The organism is Flavobacterium sp. FlaQc-52 (genome assembly GCF_044007495.1).
GTDB lineage: Bacteria > Bacteroidota > Bacteroidia > Flavobacteriales > Flavobacteriaceae > Flavobacterium > Flavobacterium cupriresistens.
In genome coordinates, this window is record NZ_JBIPCV010000002.1 from 1 (window position 1) to 20,271 (window position 20,271).

Consider the following 20,271-nt stretch of genomic DNA (forward strand, 5'->3'; position numbering starts at 1 on the left):
TAAAAAATCATTACAGACAAATCGCTTAAATTCTTCACTGTATTTAGATTGCCATTTTGAGGTTGATATTTTTGTATATCGTTCCATTTTGTTACACTTTTGTGTAAACCTATTTCAGGACAAGACAGATTGCTTAAAAAAAAGTCTCACGCAGATTTTAGCAGAATCAAATAAAAAAATCCGCAAAATCCGCAAAATCTGCGTGAAAAAACTCTTAACTTAATGACATTGAGCGCGAGCGTCCCGCTCGTGACTATTTTTAATGTTTTATTGTGTTTACGAGTGGTATGCTGACGCTGGTGGTGAATTGAAATTATTTGTCTTTTATAAATCTTTAATGAAATCACTTGGACTTATTTTTAAAGCTTGAGCAATTTTAAATAGAGTACTTATCTTCATTTCTTGTGAGCCTTTAATGTATTTCCTTAGATTTTCTACATCCATTTCAGCTTCATGAGCAACCTCTCTTTGTTTTAATTGATTGTCTTCTATTATATCCTTTATTCTGATTCCGAGCTGTTTTACAACTTCCGGAATTTCAGTTTTTCTTGTTCTTTTCATGGAAATGAAATTACAAGTAATAGATTGTTTTTATGGGATTGTAAAGAATCGGTTGTTTGTAACCGATTTTTTGTATATTTGTTTTTCAATTAGTAGAAATATAATTTAATTTAATCATGGAAGTACAAAATAATAAGCCAGTTGCAGAATTTTCAGAATTGATGAATAAGACAAATTATTTCACGAAGTTAAAAGAGAATACGATTAACAATTCCTTTAGCGTACCACTAAAAGTGTCTGGTTATGAGGAATTAAATCTAATAGCTTCAAATCTTCTTAAAGCAAGTATCTTTATGCTTAAAAATGATGGTGAATGTTTGTCAAACAGTTCTGATATAGATGTCATATCTTTACTTGAACTTGCTTTGCAGCTTCTACCGGAGGATGAGATGGAGTTGTTGGATGAGTTAAATAAACGTCATTTGTAGTTGATACTATGTGAAGTCTCCCGACTTCGCACAACGATCGTAGTATTGGAAGAACACTTCGAAGAACTGAGGATTAAATATGCAAGTCTTTTCCCGAGGCATAAATTTTTCAAGCACATGCACTATCAAATACAGGACTTGAAATTTTATACATTTTTCTTTTTATTTATATCCCGAATTGTGAAAATCATTGCTAGTATTAATAACAAATTTGAAACAATACTTGCGTATCGATTTTCTTTTAAGTTGTCAAAGTTCAATTCACTTATGTTGAAAATGAGCAGAATTAAACTTGCAAATATTAAAAAGTAGGCTATGATTTTTCTATTCATATCGTTTCTGTTTTTTATTTCAATTTTTAGAAAACTTTTTTTCGTTGCAACGTAGCTGTTTGCCAATTCCTTGTCTTACAGCCGGTTTCCGTTGGTTTACTAGCGGGGCATTTTTATACAATTCATTCAATAACCCGCTTTTTTGTCGAACGCCCGTTAGCAGCAGTTGTTTTGTTACTCTTGTGGTTTTATAGCTCTTGTCGCGATGAATGCAGGTAAAAATTCGTCCATTTTATTTTCTCCGCCCCAAGAGTCTTCAAACATTGCAGTTATTGTAAAACCAGCGTCTAATTGTCCGCCAATTTGGTCTGTCAAACTGTGTCCAAACAGCAATGCTTCCTTGTTTTTTTTCAACTCTTCTAATTCTTCTGTCGGCAATGAATGCAGGTCTGAAAAGGGTTGCTTGTAAATTAACGTCAAGTTTTTTTCGTCAAGCTGAAGTGAAATTGGATTCATCAAACCCGTCATTAAAATTCCGTTGGGTTTTAAAACTCGAAAACATTCTTTCCAAACGGGCAAAATATCTTCAACGAAGAGTATGGAGCAAGGATTAAAAATTAAGTCAAATGAGTTGTCTGCAAACACAGAAAGGTCTTTCATATCTCCTTGAACAGTTTTTATATCAAGGTCAAATTTGTCGCTTAGCGTTTTGTCTTGTAGTAATTGCTTTTCGGAATTGTCAAAAATGGTTACGTCCGCACCCAAAGTCGCAAGGATTGGACCTTGCTGTCCACCACCGGAGGCAAGTCCTAATATTTTTAAACCTTTTAAAGTAGGAAACCAATTTTTAGGTACCGCTTTTTTAGGTGTCAAAACGATACTCCAATTTCCGTTTTTTACGTTTTCCAATTCTTGGTCTGAAACAGGAATTGTCCAACGGTCTTTTTTGTCAACGTAATTGTCCCAAGCTAATTTATTATGTTTTACTATGTCCATTTATTTGTCGTTTTACAATTGATGCTAACTAGTATATATGTCTTATAAAACTAGACCGCTGCTGCATGATTTTAATAAAAATAGCATAAAAGACTACAAGATATCATTTTTTATTTAGCCTCTTCTGCTTCAATTTCTTTTATAATTTCTCTTGCTTCCTTAATTGCGTTTTGATAAGGTTCTTGACTATATTGGGTGAATTTACTAAGTCCCGATAAAACAATTTTTGTCTTCTTTTTCAATACAGTTGTATTAATATCTTCATCTTCTTTTCCGGATATTAATAAATCTACATATCTTGAAATAAGTCTTTCGTATGAAACTTCAACAATTGCTATTTGTGGAATAGTTTGCTGGTAATAACTCAAAATCTTATTTCTTACCTTTTGATTTTCTATAGTATTTATTTTTCCACTAGATTTAAAGCCTTCATAGCTACCATTATTTATTAAGGTATTAATGAAATTTGTACCTGAATTAATCTCTTTATGATTCGCTTCAATACTGTCTATTTTTTTTGGTGTAAGATATAAAACAAAATCTATTTGTTTTTGCGTTTTACTTAATAACTTTTTTGTGTTTTCCAGATTCGAAATGTCATTTTGTAAATCTCCTTTCAACCCCATTAAAAATTTTTGTGCATCTTTCTGTTGATGCTTTTCTTCGCTCCAAGAGTGAAGCCATATTGAAAGTGAAACCGCAAATACAATAATTAAAATTTCAGTAAGTATTTCTTTTACTTTTTCTTTGAAGGAATGTTTTTTATTGTTCATCTCTGAGTATATTTTTTTTGTGTGTTTTATTATTTCGTCTTGCATCTTTGTAGTTTTGTAATTTTAAATGTTTATTCGTTATTCTGTTGCTATAAAGTGACGCACAACATTTTGCCACTTTGAAACGACTGAGAATTCGTATACGCTCCGTTTTCGGCTGAACGAAAATTGGATAAGAAACAGTAATTCCACTAAATTGTAACTCGCTTAAAAGGGCTGTTCGCGACTTTATTTTAATACGTCCTTAAGTTCCACAACATCAAAGTTATCGTTGTTTTCTAAAAAGTGTTTTATTATTGGAATGTGTCCTTGCCCAAAAATTAAAATGACATATTTGTCCGAAGGTTCAACTTGATTTATAATATTTGAATAAATAGCAAGATTTCTTAAATACCATTCTGATACATATTGTGCTCCTGCATAATTTTTACCTCCACCAATCTTTGCTAAAAACTTTAGATAAATGGATAAATTTCTTTTTAACTCTTCGGGTTTATTTACGTATTTTATGACTTCGGTTATGGTGCTTTTTTTTACTTTATTATTATAATCATTTAGCATTGCATTTGCCTGGGACCCTAAATCTTTTAGTATATAAAGTTGATTATTTTCTTTTGCGGTCGCAGCCATTAAGCTATCGTGTAGCCCATAAAATTTGTCTATACAGTTTACTTGATTTAGTTTTAATTTTTTCGCTAACCTAAAGCCAATTTGTTCTCTTTCTGAAACGGTAAGTTTATAATGATCGGTTAAATATAAATGATACAAACTGTCGCTGGAACGTTGATTTTCAAATGGTCTTTCAATCATCACTTTAGTCGCTTTTGTCTGAGATAGAACATTTGTTAAGTCTTCTAATTCATTTTGTCGCTTAGCATTAAAAAAATCGTCCACTTTTAGTTCAAAACTATCTTTATGTGGGGTTTCAAAATGGATAGTTCCAATTAATAAAATTTTTGTTTTCTGAGTTTGTCCGAATGTGATAAGTCCAAAATTTAAAGCAAAAATTAACGGTAATAGTTTCATAGATTTTATTCTGTTTTGGTTGTTTTTTTGGTTGTTGAGGTATTAATAGCCGCTAACGTTCTGACGCTAGACGAGGTTTGGAATCAAAGATGCGAGTTTTTTCCATTATGCACAAATTTTGTAAGTACAAAACACAGCTGAGTTGTAACGGCTGTTATGGACTGTTTTTTGTTTTGCGAGATATTTTTCTTCTAAATTTATTCTGTTTGAAAAATATTCAACATTTGGATTTTTGCGAACATATTTCTTCTATGGTATTGTGTAAAGTGAGTCAATAAGATTTCTTCCGGCTAGATCTTGGGCAATGTCATTAAGTTTTAAAATTTTTTCACGCAGATTATGCGGATTATGCGGATTTTTTTTATTCTATCCCGCTAAAATCTGCATGTGACTTTTTTTAATGTTAGCCTTTATTTAAATTGTATTCACGAGCGGAACACGAATTTTATTATTTAGTAATTTTTTCGATGTAATTTTTTAAACCCGTTGTTTCAACCTGAATGTCCGGAGCAATTCCTTTTCCAATTTCACGATATTCTGTTTTGTTTCGATCCATTAGAATACCTGTTGTTATTTTTAAAATTGCATTATCGGAAAGTCTGAATTCTGAGTTATCGGAAGTTAATCCTTGTGTATTGCAGCCAATTATTTTTACGTTTTTTTGTCCTTTGAAACTGGCAACAATAAATTCTCCCGAGCTCGCCGTTTTTTTACTCGTTAAAATATATATAGGTTTGTTCTTTTTTTTGATTTTTATATCCGGTGTTTGAAAGGTCGCAATTACAGTTTTATTAAAATTGATGTTCGAATTGGTGTTGCTATAGTAGCCAATTTCTCCCGAATTATCTATTGAACCCACCACATTTACAGCATCTAAAAAAGGATAAATGGATTTAAACATGGGCGAAAACATTCCTCCATCATTTTCTCTCACATCAATTATCCAGGCTTTTGGATTTATCTTTTCTAGTTTTTTAATCTTTTTGTAAAAAGAACTCACATATTCTTCCCAATCTTCCTGGTTTAGATTTCCAATGGCTGGAATGGTGATGTAGGCATATTTTTCGTTTATTATACTGTCTTTTGCATAAGGAAAAGGCAAGCCGCTGTCCTTGTATCTTTTTAAATAAAATTCCACTACTTGAGGCTCATAAAAGCCCGAATGCTGGTCACCCAATTCATTCAAAATATTCTTGATAATTGGATACGTGTCTTGTATTGAATTCGATTTGTTATTTTCAAGCTTGGCCTCAGTTCTTATTTTTGCCCAATCAATTTTCTTTTTGTTGACCGAGTTTTGTTCCATTATAGCAATTGCTTTTTCTAAATAAGAATCCGGTTTTGATTGGGAGAAAGTTTTAGTGGTGAATGTTAACAAAGCTAATAGTCCTAGTAGTGTTACTCTTTTCATTTTGGTTGTTTGGTTATTCTTTTAGTGTTAGTTTTTATCTAGATTGCGTTCACGAGCGGGACGTTCGCGTTAGCGGTGGTTTGAATCAAAGATGCGGGTTTTTTCAATTATGCACAAATTATTCAAGTATAAAACCATCTTTAAATTCGGACTAAAACTCAGCTTTGTGAAGTCTCCCAACTTCGTACAGCTGATGATTTAACGGGTTCTAAAAGGCATCAATAAACCCTAGTAAACTTGCAACTGAAATACCGGTAAATAATAGACCAATAATGATCAAAAGTAGTGAGCCCAAACCATTAAAATTGTTTTCTATAACAAATTTTTCAGGGTCTTCCGGATTGTAGCGTATTGTAATGGTTTTATTTATATTTTCCTGATATGACTGAAATTTGTCTAAATCCGATGATGTATGTAAAAAGGGTTTTCCCGTAATATTTTTTCCTTCTGTTGTTAAAAACTCAATGAAAGGAGTTTTATATCCGTCATTATCGGATTCATAAGATAGAATTTTTCCAAAACTTTCGATTCCGTTTTTTTTAATCTGATTTAAGAAAGAGATAGAAGAATAGGCATAAAACAAGAGCAATATTCCTATCATCAAAAAACAAATGGCAGGTTTGTAAAACATAAAGAAAATAAAAAGGATAACAAAAATCAGGCTTTGTTCTTTATTGAGATTCATTCTTATTGAGGATTTTGTTTACTATTTGATTTTGTCTTTTTATAATATGGAAAAATGCTGCTTTGCGAAGTCATGAGATTTCGCAAAGCTGATAGTGTAATTTAAGAACAATTTTAAGAAAGGAACGGGATAAGTTTTTTATAATTTATTTTTTATTTCTCGTATTTCCTTTTCAGAATAATTACAACTATTAATAGTGCCATTTCGATGAACAATTTTTACAATAATCTTATCATAGTTAAATGATTTGATACTTCTGACTAAAAAAGTATAATAAATAATTGCTATTTTCTCGCAATGTGTTTTTATATTTTTTAAATCTGTATCTAATAAGTTACTATTGGTTAATGTTATTGTATAGTTTTCTTTTATAGATTCAGCCTCAATTTTATTTTCTTTTAATTCAAATTTTTCAGGTTTATACAAGTTACCAATTTTCTGAAGTTCATCATTAAGTTTTTCTTTATTAATTACTTCATTGTTCTTTGTCTCCGGATGTTTAACTTCATTTTTTTTACAAGAAAAAGTCAAAATTAAAATTAATATAAATAGTTTTTTTTTCATAGTTTTTTACTGAGTTATGGGTTAGATATTCTCAGGATATTTTGCAGAATGGTTTAGTTGATTTCCTTTAATATTGTAAGTAATTCTGGAATTTTGCTTACTTGCGATTCTGTCCAGAAATAATGTTCGTTATCTGTATTACCGTTATCCTTCAGATAAATAGATATTCTTCTTGTACTTTTTTCAATATAAAAACTAAATGTGATTTCTCTTGAATTAAAAATATATGTTATTGATTGTTTTCTCTCGGTTTTATCTTTAAGATTTGGGATTACGTATTGCTCGATAAATAATATAAATTCATCTACTTCATTTAAATCGATCCATGAAGATTTAAAATAGTTAAAATTTCTTCCTGCTATTTGATATATTACGCTCATATCCATTTGCAAAGATTTGATTTTATTATTTGATTTTAAATCAATTGCTTCAACTGGAAAGAATGTAACTATTTCACCAAGTCCGGATTTAAATTCTGCTTTTACGTTCCAATCTTTATTGATTTGTGTTATCTCTGCATTATCTATAAATTTTCTAGTTTCAGAATTTGTTTTTTCTTTTTGAGAATAACTTTTTGATCCAATTAAGAGTAATAAAATTGAAATTAATATTCTGTTGAATTTCATAATGGTATTTGTTTATTATTTAGTGTAGGCAAAACTAATTTATTGAAATCTAATAAACTTACGGGAAGCCGTAAATACTCAAAATAAATACGAAAGATTTGATAGAAGGGATGTCCTTTTTTTTGGGAAACAAAACGTCTAATTCAGTGACAAAAGTTCTAGCCGAACAAGTAGTGTTTATGGAGGCGGGATGCGCTAGCGGTGAATACCCTCTGCTGTGTGAATTCTCCCGGCTTCGTGCCTGTTCCAATGAGCGAAGAAAGTTGTAGAGCAGTGTTAGCGAGTTGGGAGACTTCGCGCAGCGATCACAGTATTGGAAGAACATTTTGAAAAGCTGGTACAGGTATTAGTTTTTATTTTAATTGTTCTGTAATTATTTTTAAAATGTCAGTTGCAATTTTCTCATTTTCAATTTCATGTTTTGCTTTTTCTTGTTCCCAATTTTTCTTGATCCATGTTATTTCATATTCATTATTTAGTTTTTCAACTTCAATAACTGTTCCGCCTCTTGTTCTTGTTGCGCATAAAATAATATCGCATTTTAATTTTGCAAATATTGGTAGTGAGAAAAATATTCTTGAATTTGGGTCGCCTTGACTTTCAATTCCAATTATTTTGCCATTTATTTTTACGATAACTGAAATATCTCCGTTTTCGTGGGTTATTTGTTCAAAGTCTTCATGAAAGATAAAGCCTTGAAATTTTTCATGAAGTTTTTTATAAACCAATTTGATTGTTTCAGATTTTCCGACATTTGAAGTTCCGTAAAGTCCAATAAGTTTTTTCATATTTTTTATCTTAATTTTAAAAAGTACTTTTTACGAATGGTTACACTAATAAAGCTATTTAACGCTGCTCTGTAAAGTCGCGCGACTTCGTATCCGTTTCAATGAACGAAAAAAGGTGTAGTGTAATATAGCAGTGTGTGCGAAGTCAGGAGACTTCGCACAGCTGACTGGTTTTATTCAGTTGGTATTCCCGCATTTTTAGCGTCTTCTTTTTCTATAGCTTTCCATTTATTATAATTGACTTCATCTTTTGCTTGTAAATATGCTGCAGCAACCAAACTTGCTTGTACATAAGTTTGCATTTTATCACCTCCATTTTTTGCTATTTCATATTGTTGTTCAGCATCCAAAGCAACTTGATTCTCTATTTTTTGCATATCGTTAGCAACTTGTTTATCCATTCCGCCTCCAAAAAAATACCATATAACTCCGATAAAAATTATTGCTGAAATGATTGTTTTCGCTTTACTTGTTTTTTTAGGTGTTTCCATTTTTGTTTCCATAATTTTAATTTTTACAATCTTTAGTTAATTCTCGTTTATTTATGTGGTTTCTGAACTCCACTTTTATTTTTCTATTGTTATTGTTTAGAAAGAGTGTCCGGTTTTCGATATTAGACCAAATTAGTTTCTGTTTTATATTCTTAAAAATGAATTTTTCCCACTATGCATACCCGAGCAATAGCGCACTGACAAAGTAAGTTTTACAAGTAGAAAACAAAGCTGAGGACGTTTATGAGGAAAGAAAATAAGTTCATATTCAATCTGAATTTCGCGAAACCTATCTGTTCGCTGAAATCCCAATTTAATCAAATTATTTTGGTAGATGTGCAATCAATTCAACTTCTAATTTTGCATTTGGTAGGTACAATTGTACTATTTGAACCCATGTAGCAGCAGGAAAGTCACCATTATAGAATTTTTTTCTAACGTTATTGTATTTTTTCATTGTCTCTATATCTGTTGTATATAAATTTTCTTTTACAACATTTTCAAATGTGGCACCATAACTCGATAGTGACGCTTTTAAATCGTTATAGACAGCTGTGATTCCTTCAGGAGTTAATTCGGTTGTTACAGCACCGGAAATGTAAAGAACATTGTCAACTTTTAAAACTTGAGCATAACCAATATCGGTATCTTGTTTTGCCTCATTGTTCCAATGCCATTTTTCCTTTTTTATTTTAGCTTCTTGTGCAAAATTTTTCGTGAAAATTAATAGAAAAGATAGTAAAAGGAAATATTTCATAATGGTTTGTTTTTTAATTGAAGTTTGTTTTAGGGTTTATTTGGTTAACTCAAACTGTTAGAAGTCTCCCCACTTTGTACCAGTCACAATGAGCGAAAAAAACTGCAACGGAATATAGCAGTGTGTGCGAAGTCGGGAGACTTCGCACGGAGATCGCAGTATTGGAAAAACATTTTGAAGAGGTGGATACTATTCTTCCGGTCTTAAAAATTTTCTTTTAATTGAAGTCATTTTTTCTAATCTACTATTTATTGCTTCGACCGTTATTTTTTCATTTTCTAATTGCACAGTTGACCATTTATGCATGTTAACCCAGGCTTCGCCTTTAACTCGTAATGAATGACCTAAGGGGTCATTAGGTAAATATTTACGAATAATTTTACTTGATGCATGCCAAGCATCTCCAACCATTGTATTATATCCGATATTCCGAGAACCATCAGCTCGTTCTCCAAATTCTATTTCTGTGATTTGAATTGCGTCGCTTACAGATTCTGTAATTTCGCTTTTTTCTTCCTTGGTTAAAAACACATAAGATTCTAATCTTTCATATAGATCTAAAAGATCACTTAATAAATTTAATTTAAATTCAGCCATGTCCTAAGTTTTTTTAATTGTCACGCTTTTAATTAGTTTGTATTCGAGATGTTGTTCCATTTTTAATATTCGAAATCAATCTGGATGATTTACAATCCGTCTACTAGGGATTAAACTCAATAAAAGATTTATTCACTTTTTTAACCCTTATTAATACAATTGTATCATCTTATAAAACAAACAAACATCGTCTTTAAATTCAACTGTTCACCACGTAAAAACACCTGATTTTATAATGAGAAGAAATGTAGTTATTCTATGTGCTCCTTTGAAAATGATTCTCTGCTGTGTGAAGTCTCCCGACTTCGTACCCGTTCCAATGAGCGAAAAAGTTGTAGTGGAATATAACAGTGTGTGCGAAGTCGGGAGACTTCGCACAGCGATCACAGTATTGGAAGAACACTTCGAAGAGTTAGTTTTTTCGACTAAACGAGTTTATGAATTATAAGTGTAATTCCAATATAAACCCTGATTTCGCTGATCGTTTGTTAGTAATATTTATAAATTATACAATTAGTTTTTTATAATTAGTCGTTTAGCTTGGCGGTCGGTTCGATCATAACCAATTCAGCTAGTTTAGCTGCTACATCTTTCATCTGTTCTTCTGAAGTACTAAGACCACTTCGTGATCCGAGTAGAGGACTGACTTCGCGAAGAGCTTCGTAAGTAGTATTATGAATAATTGGGACTAATTGGTCACGCGCTAACAATGCAGATAATTCTTTATCTGCAATACCTTCTTTTGGGAGGCGGGAAAGTAGAGCAGGAGTTACTAATACCAATCCAATTCGAGAGTTTGCCAAGCCTTTGTCAATTGCCCTCATCAAAGGTACACCGAGGCCTACGTCTTTCTCGCTGAACCAAACGGAAACGCCATTTTGCACAAGCAAATCGTGAAGTTCTTTTGCGGCACCTTGGCGATCATCCCAAGCATGGCAGAGAAAGACATCCCGAAGATCGGGTTTTGCTTCTGCACGCTCTTCAACTGTTTTGCGGATTGGAGTTAATGCCAGTACTTCAGCGGCTGTATAAAAAACAGGTGAACTTGCTCGCGACCAACGCGGCTTTGAACTTCTGCTAGCTCTGCTACTTCCTCCGCCTACGGATGAGTAGGATGGAGTGGAATATGAATTGTAGGAATATGAATTATAGCTACTACGATAATTTCGACCACTACATGCTGGGCAGGCATCTGCTCCGCTTGCGGTCCGGTGTCCATGAATTGGTGCTGTACATCTTGCCATATTTTCTAGTTTAAAGTGTTACATAAGATTTAGTAAAAAAAATATAGAAAAGTGTCTATTTACTTGTCTATGTATTATATATAAGTTGTTGACAGAGTTTGCTGGTTTTTACTCTTAAAAATTCCTGTTGCTTTTTGGATAGGTATGGATTTAAAATGAGTTTTTTCTAGTATGATACTATCTTTAATTCAGCGCAACCTAAATCACGGCAAACTGCTTATTGATTACTTTTTTTATTCATTTTTTCTTGCAAACCATTGAGTATGTTCTCTTGAAAAAGCATTTTCACAATTTATAATGTAGTTTGAAAAATCTGCTTCATTTTCAATACGTGTTATTTCAGATTTGATTAAAATAATTTCATGAGCTGTCAAGGAATAGGAAGAAGATAATTCATTATGTTTTTTTGATTGTAACCATGTTAATACAGAAGAAGCTGCAGTTGCAATTACTTCTATTGGTATTTTTAATGTTGGTTCATAAATATTATATAATAGTAAAATTATCGCTAATGCATGCAAACTTACTGTTGTCCAAAACCATAATTCAGCTTTATCTTTATTAAATTTTGCCTTTTTTGTATACCATAATGCTTGATTTGTTATTCTTTCTTTTCTGTAAAATTTGAATCTTTCACTTAAATTAAGTCTTCTAACTTGTATCATTATATTAGAAATGGGGTCTTCAATGCTAGCAGATATACCTAGTTTACCTATCAAACTTTCATTTTGTTTTAATATAGTTTTCATATCGTTAATGAAATACTTTCGCATTATTTCAATATTTTCACAATCAACGTAAGGCTCTGCTCTCATCATCCATCTCCAAGAGCGAGTTTTAACGGACTCAGCAACTGCTCTTCCATTATACCAAATGTCATCAGGGCGGCTTATCCGCAACCAAATCATAATAAATAAGGTTATTAAAAAAATAACTGTTGTAATAATTTTTAATATTGGGTTTGGGTAATCATCAGAGAAATAAGCAAATATTGCAGCAATAATTAGGAGAATTAGATACCAAGTAATTCCATTAAAAAACTTTTTTTGCTCATTTATAGAAGCTTTGTCAGAAGTTTGATACAAACCAGGTAAATCTTTATCTTCAACTTTTATCATGGTTTAACTTTTGTTTTTTCTGCAATTTGGTGTTCTCTTTTCTGAAATGCTTTTTCTATATAATTTTCAGGCGTTTTTACAAAATCATCCCATTTAACTAAAACGCAGAATCTATCATCTTCAGACCAAGAACATTTATTTCCATTCGGGATATAATAGTTATAACTAAATTCACTAACAGTTGTGCTATTTAGATTGATATAAGTGTGCGATTTACCACAATTGCTACAAGCATAACTACCTTTATAAACATCTTCGTAAGAACTTGGAAGAACAACCCCTAAGATTCCATTTTGTGTATTTCCTGCACCATGATATAATGAGGCCTGTAGTTCTCTTTTGATGAATTTCTGTTCCTCCCAACCAAGTAATTCAGAACTTTTTGCTCCAATTAAGTGGATTGTTACTGTACTTTTTGCTAGATGATATTTTCTTATTTGTTGCATAATATATTCCTCATTATCTGAATTAATTGCTTCGTCTAATGAATGGTCAATCATATCTATTTCAAGATTTTCTTGAATATATTTTTTATAAGCGTAATCTTCTGTTTTAAAAGAAATAAAACATCTATGTCCCATAATCTAGTGTTTTTAATGTTATGTGTTAAACTTGCCGATAATTTTTATATACGAGACTTTGTTTCGATAATTTACCCTAATTTGGTTGTATAAAAGGAGTTCTGGAGCATATTAATATATTTCCAAATCTAACTGCTTTTAATATCAAAATTTTACGGAAATCCATAAACACTCTTTAAAAAACAAACATCGACTTTAAATTCTACTAACAACCAAGTAGAAACACCTGATTTTGATTTTAAAAATTTATTAACTGTAAATATTCTTTAGCCCTAGCCCTGATAGAAGCGGCATCCTTTTTAGGCAGTCAAAATCGCCTAATTCAACCATAAAAGTACTGCCTGAAAAGATACAGCGGATAGCAGGAAATAGCTCCTGAAAAAGAATATAAGTCTCCTAATGTTAAGTGAGAATAGGCTTCTAAAAAACTTGAAACATGAAACATACAACTATAAACAAAAATTTCGTAATTTTGCACTCCAAATAAAAGGGATTATAAAATGTTAGATAGACTTCAAATAGTAAAACAACGTTTTGACGAGATTTCGGATTTGATTATCCAGCCGGATGTTATTTCGGATCAGAAACGTTATGTGCAATTGAATCAAGAGTACAAAAACTTGAAAGCATTGGCTGAAAAGCGTGATGAATATGTGCTGTTGATGGCTAATATAGAAGAGGCAAACGAAATTATTGCTGATGGAAGTGATGCAGATATGACCGAAATGGCCAAGATGCAATTGGATGAAGCAAAAGAAAGACTGCCTGAACTTGAGGAAGAAATTAAATTTATGTTGATTCCTAAAGATCCTGAAGATGCTAAAAACGTGATGGTCGAGATTCGTGCTGGTACGGGTGGAGATGAAGCGAGTATCTTTGCAGGGGATTTGTTCAGAATGTATACAAAATACTGTGAAAATCAAGGTTGGAGAACTTCGGTTGTAGATATGAACGAAGGAACTTCTGGTGGTTTTAAAGAGGTTATTTTTGAGGTTACGGGTGAAGATGTTTACGGAACTTTGAAGTTTGAAGCTGGTGTACACCGTGTACAACGTGTTCCTCAAACGGAAACTCAGGGTCGTGTGCATACCTCGGCAGCTACTGTTATGGTTTTACCGGAAGCGGAAGAGTTTGATGTACAGATTGATATGAACGATGTTCGTGTGGATTTCTTCTGCTCGTCAGGACCTGGTGGACAGTCTGTAAATACTACGAAATCTGCGGTACGTTTAACGCACATTCCAACGGGATTGGTGGCGCAATGTCAGGATCAGAAATCGCAACATAAAAATAAAGACAAAGCGTTAACGGTTTTACGTTCTCGTTTATACGAACAAGAATTGGCTAAGAAAGAGGCTGAGGATGCTACAAAACGTACTTCTCAGGTAAGTTCAGGTGACCGTTCGGCTAAGATTCGTACTTACAACTACGCACAAGGTCGTGTAACGGATCACAGAGTTGGATTGACTTTATACGATTTAGGAAATATTATGAATGGTGATATTCAGAAAATTGTGGCTGAGCTGCAATTGGTGAATAATATGGAGAAATTGAAGGAAGCTTCGGAGGTTTTCTAAGGGACTGAGGTTCTGAGTTACTGAGATGCTAAGATTTATAGAAAAGGCTGTTTCACTTTGTGAAACGGCCTTTTTTTTGGTCATTTGTGTTCTTTCGAGCGAAGTCGAGAAATCACACAAGAAACTCCGTACAGTTTGTCATCCTGAGGAACGAAGGATCTTCGTTTGCTGAATCGATACCGTTGCGCTTTACTTTACGGAATTACTTGTGAAGATACTTCGTTCCTCAGTATGACAAAATTGTGGAAAATAGAAACGGAGCGCCTTGTGTGATTTCTCATTTGAAATGACAGAATTGTGACAACCCTGAAACTAGTAACCTAAAATCTGTAAAATGTATTGTTTCACTTGTTCATTTCGACGTAAGGAGAAATCGCATCCAATATTCCGTACAGTGCGTTCTTTGCGTGTGTGATTTCTCCTTACGTCGAAAGGACACGATTGTGGTTGTTTTTGCTAAAAAAAGTGAACACGGATTTCTGTTTGCTATTCCTCAATGCTTTACGGAGTTTCTTGCGGAGATCCTTCCTTCGTCAGGATGACAAGATTGTGGTTACGTCGCGGAAAACAAAGAAAAAGCCTTCACATTTTCTCAAAATGAGAAAACAGAAGGCTTTTTCTTAGATTCTTAGTAACTCAGTACCTTAGAATCTTTAAAAATATATAAAGAAGGTATTAACTCATTAACCGTTTGTTTAAGAAACGTATAAAGTGTGTTAGATGCCTAGAAATACTCTCGTAAATTCAAAACATTTATATAGATTAGAGTAGAGTTGCACACCATTTTTTATAAGTACTTCATTGAACTTTTCCATACTATAAGAATTTAAGTTAGACAATTACTCCTTTGATGATTCGTGCGGCTTAGAAACGATATTGGTTACGGCAAACTGTAAGAGTGTACCAAAGATATTTTTGATTTTTGAATCACTTTTTCCGACTACGAATTTTTTGGCGAGATAACCAATGGCGATGCTAACCGCAGATTGTGCTAAATTGCTTTTGAAACCAACTGTTTCGTTGATTTCTTCAACGGTATTGCGAATGAGGTTAAGAGGTTTCAGATTGTCTCTGATTTCATCGATTTCCTCTTTTATGGCACACCATTCTCTGTCCTGTCGGTTTTCGAGTAGTCGAATCCTCTGATTTAAGGTATCAATAGTATAAGTTTCCATAACAGTCTTTTTTGATTTAACGTTACTTTAAATCAGGATCGATTTCTGTATTTTCATCTTTTAAAATACTGGAAATAATCATATTCCCAATCGGAGTCTTGATTAGTTTGTGTTGCATTTTATGCAATACGATGGCCGCAATCAGATAAACCAGTGCCATGATAAAGAAACCGTAATAATACTGTCCCAGTTCGCTCCCAATCCATAAACTAAGTCCAATATTCAGGAACAAGGTAAAGAATGCAACAACAGCGCCAACCGCTATTCTGGATGTTAAGGTCGACAGCGCGTCTGCAGACGACGACACTGTTTTGAGTTTGATTAATTCAAAACTCGTTTTGGTATAATTTTCAGCCTTTTCATAAAGATTAAGGTTCTCGTTTGTTGTTGCATTCGGTTCCATTATATTTGGTTTTATGGTTTGAAAAATTCCCTTTTTCTAGTAATTCGTTTTTACGGTTTTTGCTTCCTCCTTAATGGTATTGAAGTCTTCTTTGGCAGCATTGAATCTTGCTTTACCTTCTTCGATAATTTCTTTACCGTTTGAAGAGATGGTGTGCATGATATCATCAACTTTGCTTTTTAAATTATCTTTGTAATCTTTCGATTTATCTGAGATTTTTTTTCTTGTATTTGATCCTTTATCCGGTGCAAATAATACTCCTAAAAATGCTCCCGCCGCTGCGGCTCCTAAAATTCCTAAAACTGTGGTGCTCGTTTTCATAATATTTGATTTATTGGATTATTAATTAGTGTTGTTTTAAACTTCACGGCCTTTTATAAGCCTCAATAAAATAGCGATAATAGCAATGACTAATAAAATATGAATAATACTTCCCAGGCTGTAAACAAAAAATCCAAGGGCCCAAAGAATAACTAAAATCAATGCTACTGTGTATAGTAAGTTTGACATGGCTTTTATATTTAGGGTTAATATTCAGTTATTGTTTTTAATTTAACTTATACGAGAGGTATAAAGTCAAATTGCTGTTTTTGGCATCAGGAAAAGTATAGGTTGTTCCTAGTACTGTTCGTTCTTTACCAATTGTAGTAAGACCATAATTGTAACGTAATCCGACACTTAGAGGGTTAAAATCAACTCCTACACCTGCTGACAGACCAGCATCAAATTTGTTTAGATCATCGGTGTCTATGTCTTGGTTAAAGTTGAAGTCTCCTTCGCCGCTGACTTTGGAGCTTACCAGATAGGAAGCGTAACCACCGGCATGAACATTAAAATTTTTGGTAATATTTACGCGTACTAACAAGGGAACTTCGATATAGCTTAATTTAAACTTCGTATTTCCACTTGCGAAAGCGTTATTGTAGTCTAGTTTTGAACCCTTTGTGGTAAACAGAATCTCGGGCTGAATAGCGATAAAGTCCGAAATAGGTAATGTTGCATAAAGACCGGCATTAAAGCCGTACAATATATTCTCATCGTCAGCGTCGTTGCTGTATAAGTTAGACATGTTGAATCCTCCTTTTACACCAAACTCTGTATTTACATTATTGTTCTGAGCGTGCAGCATTCCAAATGAGGCTGTTAAAAAAAGGGTCAAGGCGTATAAAAAATTGGTTTGCATTTTCATAGTTAAATAATTTAGTTAATAGTAGATAGATTAATTAAAGGCGTTTAGTTTATTTGTTCTCTGATTTGCGCAGTTTCTCTTAAAAACTGATAATTCTCCGGTAGATACTGTAATACAAATTTTAAAATCACTCTGTCGTTTGTGTCTTTAGAAATGGATTCAAATAACTTGATTTGCTGTTCTAATAATTTTGCAATTGAATTCAGGTAAGCTTCATCAAAATCGACGTCATTTTTATCAATTAGTTCTCGTAAACCTGGCGTGTTGTTGGCGTTTATATCGGTAACGATTACAAGCCTGTTATTGGCCATTTTGTTTATGTCTTCTAACAAAAGATTCTGATGACTTTCTATTCTTTTACTGATTTCCCGGATACTACTTTGTGAACTCTTTTGTTCGGCAATCTGACTTTTAGAAATAATAGACTTACCAATATTTGCCGTCGCAATTAAAAAATAAGCTTCAGTATGTTCTTTGTCACTTTTAATAAAAACTTCATTTTTTAAAGTCGTTTCTATTGAATCACTTTCTTTGCATGATGAAATGCACAGGGTCATAATCAATAAAAAAAAGACTCTTAAAATAGATGCTTTTACGTCAGGTTTTGCTTTCATTTAGAACTTCATAAAGTATTACATTACAAAGATGCCACCGAAATGATTATTTTATTTTACAGCATAAAAAAGAAACGTTATATAATTCCCATAATGGGCTTATATAACGTCTCATAGGTCGGTTTTTTGAGTTTTAATCCGGTAGAAAAACAGTAAATAAAGAACCCTCGTCGGGAGTACTGTCGGCTATAATATAACCTTTATGGTTGTCGGCTATTTTCTTACAGATGGCTAAGCCAATTCCGGTTCCGGGATAGTCTGTTTTGGAGTGTAAACGTTGAAAGAGCACAAAAATAGTTTCTTTAAACTGCGGGTCAAATCCCATTCCGTTATCCTTAAAAGTGATTTTGTGGTACTTTTTTACGTTCTGATCTAACAAATTATGATAGTCGGCTGAGTTTACTTTTTCACTTTCAACCTGAATTTCAGGCGCAATACCCGGACGGTTGTATTTTAGTGAATTTCCAATTAAATTAATAAAAAGCTGTTCGATCTGGTAAGGAATTACAGATAGCTTAGGTAATTTAGAAACGGTTATAGTTGCCTTTTTCTCGTCAATAACTTCTGTTAGTTCCGATTTGGCATTTTCGAAAATATCATTCAGATTGGTTTTAATGAACTCTTTTTTGGTGGTATTGGTTCTTGAAAACAATAGTAAGTCATCAATTAAAACGCGCATTCTCTTGGCTGAGGCTTCAATTTTATTGAGGTATTCTTTAGCGCTGTCGGATAAAACAGCTTTATCGGCATCTGAAACTCTTGATATAAACGTTTGAATTTTTCGAAGCGGTTCCTGTAAATCGTGACTGGCTACATGGTTAAAAGAAGCCAGTTCTTTGTTGCTTTTTTCCAATTCGTCATTTCGCTCTTGCAGTTCTATATTCAGCAAATGCTCGTCTGTGATGTCAAAATTAATTCCGAGTAAAATTTTACCACCCTGTTGATCCGTCAGTAATTTTCCTGTCGATTTAAAATGTCTGATTTCATGATCGGCACGTAAAACTTTATAATAGATAAACGGCAATTGTTTTTTGTTCAAAATACCGTCCATAGAATTTGCAATAGCGTCTCTGTCATCAGGATGGACATATTCTAAAAAGGTCTCTTTTTCGGGAACAAATGAATTGGGTTTAACGCCCAGTAAACGATATTGATTGTCGGAATAATCAATTTTTTGAGTGTCTAAGTCCCATTGCCAGGTGCTAAATTTACCTGTTATTTCAGACTCTGCCATTAAACGGGACGAGATCAGGAGTTTTTTATTGTAGACCATCAAACGATGAATGTCCCGGCTGATTTGTCTGTAAGCCAGTATGATGAAGGTTAAAGCGGTCAGGAATAAAGAGATCGAAAAAACAGGCCCCAAAGAAATTTCCTCATCGTAAATTTTCAAACGTTTTTGGAGATACTCTTTTTCGATATCATTCATTTTGTCTACCTGAAAGCGAATGTTCTCCATTAGAATTCGGCCTCCGAACATATAATTGTCGAGTCTTCTTTTGTCGTATGTTTTTGGATCACTGTATTTAAAACAATTTTCAAACGAGGTAAAACGCTGAATAATTAATTTAAATAGTTTTCGAAGGTTTTGTTGTTGCCTCGCATTATCCGCAGTGAGTTTTTTTAAGGTAATAAAGGAAGTATTTACCTTGTCCCGGGAATAAAGATAGGGGCTCAGGAAGCGATTATTGCGCGTTATGATGTAACCGCGCTGTCCGGTTTCGGCATCTTTTATAGCCGACATTAACCGCTCCAGCTGAATGTTTATTTCATACGTATGCATAACCAACTTACTGGATTCGTTTAGATCCTGGTTGTGTTTGTATGCAATAGAGGAAAGAAATAACAGAATGAAAACTGCAATTACAAAAATAACTCTCAATGAGTTTGAAGAATTAAACTTGGGTAGCCATTTCATGGAATGTTATTATTTTAGGCGTAACAAAAAATTATCACGGTTAAGACCAGACGTGTGGTAGTGCCAATTTAAAGTAACGACTTCATTAATAATTTTTTTCAGTGTACTAAAATCACTTGGTTTTTTGATGTAAATATTAGCCCCTTCAATAAAGGTATCTTCGATGTCTTCTTCTGAAGACGAAGTAGAATATATAGCGATAATGATGTTTTTAAGATGCTCGGTTTTTTTGATTTCCTTCAAACATTCTTTACCCGTTTTTTTCGGCATATTTAAATCCAGAAATAAAATATCAGGTATTTTGATGTCCGGCGTTTTCAAATGTTCCATCAATTGAAGACCATCATGAACGAAGGTTACATCGGTTTGAACTCTTACTTCTTCAAAGGCATCCTTAAAAAAAAGTCTGTCATCTTCATCGTCATCAGCGAGTAAAATGTGTAATGCGTTTTTTTGCATCTATTTTATGGTATTTGT

The 20,271-nt window shown here is 33.0% G+C and carries 25 protein-coding genes; 2 read left to right on the forward strand and 23 right to left on the reverse strand.

Going from position 1 to position 20,271, the window contains the following annotated elements; translation table 11 throughout:
• Positions 1-324: 324 nt before the first annotated feature.
• The gene (locus ACHRV5_RS03760) at positions 325-561 is read right to left on the reverse strand and encodes a helix-turn-helix domain-containing protein (RefSeq protein ID WP_047775585.1); all 237 of its coding nucleotides are present in this window, start codon (positions 559-561) and stop codon (positions 325-327) included.
• 116 nt (positions 562-677) lie between these two features.
• On the opposite strand from ACHRV5_RS03760, the gene ACHRV5_RS03765 reads away from it, so the two are divergent.
• Positions 678-989 (forward strand): hypothetical protein, encoded by a 312-nt coding sequence (locus tag ACHRV5_RS03765; protein WP_395425840.1) that lies wholly within the window; start codon positions 678-680, stop codon positions 987-989.
• 506 nt (positions 990-1,495) lie between these two features.
• Here the strand turns inward: ACHRV5_RS03765 and ACHRV5_RS03770 are convergent.
• The 14 genes from ACHRV5_RS03770 to ACHRV5_RS03835 all read right to left on the reverse strand — a co-directional run bounded on the left by ACHRV5_RS03770 (position 1,496) and on the right by ACHRV5_RS03835 (position 12,918).
• Positions 1,496-2,257 carry a methyltransferase domain-containing protein gene (locus ACHRV5_RS03770; RefSeq protein WP_395425841.1) on the reverse strand — a complete coding sequence of 254 codons (762 nt, stop codon included), beginning with the start codon at positions 2,255-2,257 and terminating at the stop codon, positions 1,496-1,498.
• A 110-nt stretch (positions 2,258-2,367) separates the two neighbouring features.
• Positions 2,368-3,075 (reverse strand): DUF6090 family protein, encoded by a 708-nt coding sequence (locus ACHRV5_RS03775; protein WP_395425842.1) that lies wholly within the window; start codon positions 3,073-3,075, stop codon positions 2,368-2,370.
• Between the two features lie 183 nt (positions 3,076-3,258).
• Positions 3,259-4,056, reverse strand: coding sequence for a DUF5694 domain-containing protein (locus ACHRV5_RS03780; RefSeq protein ID WP_395425843.1), 798 nt, complete (start codon positions 4,054-4,056; stop codon positions 3,259-3,261).
• A 448-nt stretch (positions 4,057-4,504) separates the two neighbouring features.
• A complete protein-coding gene (locus ACHRV5_RS03785; RefSeq protein WP_395425844.1) occupies positions 4,505-5,467 on the reverse strand; it encodes a S41 family peptidase in 963 nt (320 codons plus the stop codon).
• 208 nt (positions 5,468-5,675) lie between these two features.
• Positions 5,676-6,152 (reverse strand): DUF3592 domain-containing protein, encoded by a 477-nt coding sequence (locus tag ACHRV5_RS03790; protein ID WP_395425845.1) that lies wholly within the window; start codon positions 6,150-6,152, stop codon positions 5,676-5,678.
• 138 nt (positions 6,153-6,290) lie between these two features.
• A complete protein-coding gene (locus ACHRV5_RS03795) occupies positions 6,291-6,716 on the reverse strand; it encodes a hypothetical protein (protein WP_395425846.1) in 426 nt (141 codons plus the stop codon).
• A gap of 53 nt (positions 6,717-6,769) precedes the next feature.
• Positions 6,770-7,342 (reverse strand): hypothetical protein, encoded by a 573-nt coding sequence (locus ACHRV5_RS03800; protein ID WP_395425847.1) that lies wholly within the window; start codon positions 7,340-7,342, stop codon positions 6,770-6,772.
• Between the two features lie 353 nt (positions 7,343-7,695).
• Entirely contained in the window at positions 7,696-8,130 is a 435-nt protein-coding gene (locus ACHRV5_RS03805; RefSeq protein ID WP_395425848.1) for a hypothetical protein, read from the reverse strand.
• Positions 8,131-8,303: 173 nt separating this feature from the next.
• Positions 8,304-8,633, reverse strand: a complete 330-nt coding sequence (locus tag ACHRV5_RS03810; protein ID WP_230005074.1) for a hypothetical protein — start codon at positions 8,631-8,633, stop codon at positions 8,304-8,306.
• A 310-nt stretch (positions 8,634-8,943) separates the two neighbouring features.
• Complete coding sequence (locus ACHRV5_RS03815; protein WP_395425849.1) at positions 8,944-9,378, reverse strand: RidA family protein; 435 nt, start codon at positions 9,376-9,378, stop codon at positions 8,944-8,946.
• A 189-nt stretch (positions 9,379-9,567) separates the two neighbouring features.
• Positions 9,568-9,975, reverse strand: coding sequence for a hypothetical protein (locus tag ACHRV5_RS03820; RefSeq protein WP_395425850.1), 408 nt, complete (start codon positions 9,973-9,975; stop codon positions 9,568-9,570).
• A gap of 527 nt (positions 9,976-10,502) precedes the next feature.
• Positions 10,503-11,219 (reverse strand): toll/interleukin-1 receptor domain-containing protein, encoded by a 717-nt coding sequence (locus tag ACHRV5_RS03825; protein ID WP_395425851.1) that lies wholly within the window; start codon positions 11,217-11,219, stop codon positions 10,503-10,505.
• Positions 11,220-11,452: 233 nt separating this feature from the next.
• Positions 11,453-12,337: a DUF4231 domain-containing protein gene (locus ACHRV5_RS03830; RefSeq protein ID WP_395425852.1), complete on the reverse strand. Its 885-nt coding sequence runs from the start codon at positions 12,335-12,337 to the stop codon at positions 11,453-11,455.
• Positions 12,334-12,918, reverse strand: a complete 585-nt coding sequence (locus tag ACHRV5_RS03835) for a TIR domain-containing protein (protein ID WP_395425853.1) — start codon at positions 12,916-12,918, stop codon at positions 12,334-12,336. The genes ACHRV5_RS03830 and ACHRV5_RS03835 overlap by 4 nt, the downstream gene beginning before the upstream one ends.
• A 500-nt stretch (positions 12,919-13,418) precedes the next feature.
• Here ACHRV5_RS03835 and prfA point away from each other — a divergent pair, with 500 nt between their 5' ends.
• Positions 13,419-14,495: a peptide chain release factor 1 gene (gene prfA / locus ACHRV5_RS03840; protein ID WP_047775612.1), complete on the forward strand. Its 1,077-nt coding sequence runs from the start codon at positions 13,419-13,421 to the stop codon at positions 14,493-14,495.
• An 839-nt stretch (positions 14,496-15,334) separates the two neighbouring features.
• On the opposite strand, the gene ACHRV5_RS03845 is transcribed toward prfA, so the two are convergent.
• The 8 genes from ACHRV5_RS03845 to ACHRV5_RS03880 form a co-directional block, all read right to left on the reverse strand.
• Complete coding sequence (locus ACHRV5_RS03845) at positions 15,335-15,670, reverse strand: hypothetical protein (protein WP_047775614.1); 336 nt, start codon at positions 15,668-15,670, stop codon at positions 15,335-15,337.
• A gap of 22 nt (positions 15,671-15,692) precedes the next feature.
• Positions 15,693-16,073 carry a hypothetical protein gene (locus ACHRV5_RS03850; RefSeq protein ID WP_047775616.1) on the reverse strand — a complete coding sequence of 127 codons (381 nt, stop codon included), beginning with the start codon at positions 16,071-16,073 and terminating at the stop codon, positions 15,693-15,695.
• 36 nt (positions 16,074-16,109) lie between these two features.
• The gene (locus ACHRV5_RS03855) at positions 16,110-16,394 is read right to left on the reverse strand and encodes a YtxH domain-containing protein (RefSeq protein ID WP_047775618.1); all 285 of its coding nucleotides are present in this window, start codon (positions 16,392-16,394) and stop codon (positions 16,110-16,112) included.
• Between the two features lie 36 nt (positions 16,395-16,430).
• Positions 16,431-16,583 carry a lmo0937 family membrane protein gene (locus ACHRV5_RS03860; RefSeq protein ID WP_117610295.1) on the reverse strand — a complete coding sequence of 51 codons (153 nt, stop codon included), beginning with the start codon at positions 16,581-16,583 and terminating at the stop codon, positions 16,431-16,433.
• 37 nt (positions 16,584-16,620) lie between these two features.
• The gene (locus ACHRV5_RS03865; RefSeq protein WP_395425854.1) at positions 16,621-17,262 is read right to left on the reverse strand and encodes a porin family protein; all 642 of its coding nucleotides are present in this window, start codon (positions 17,260-17,262) and stop codon (positions 16,621-16,623) included.
• Positions 17,263-17,306: 44 nt separating this feature from the next.
• Complete coding sequence (locus tag ACHRV5_RS03870; protein WP_230005082.1) at positions 17,307-17,876, reverse strand: DUF4142 domain-containing protein; 570 nt, start codon at positions 17,874-17,876, stop codon at positions 17,307-17,309.
• Between the two features lie 133 nt (positions 17,877-18,009).
• Positions 18,010-19,794: a CHASE3 domain-containing protein gene (locus ACHRV5_RS03875; RefSeq protein WP_395425855.1), complete on the reverse strand. Its 1,785-nt coding sequence runs from the start codon at positions 19,792-19,794 to the stop codon at positions 18,010-18,012.
• A 9-nt stretch (positions 19,795-19,803) separates the two neighbouring features.
• Entirely contained in the window at positions 19,804-20,253 is a 450-nt protein-coding gene (locus ACHRV5_RS03880) for a response regulator (protein WP_047775625.1), read from the reverse strand.
• Between the last annotated feature and the right edge of the window lie 18 nt (positions 20,254-20,271).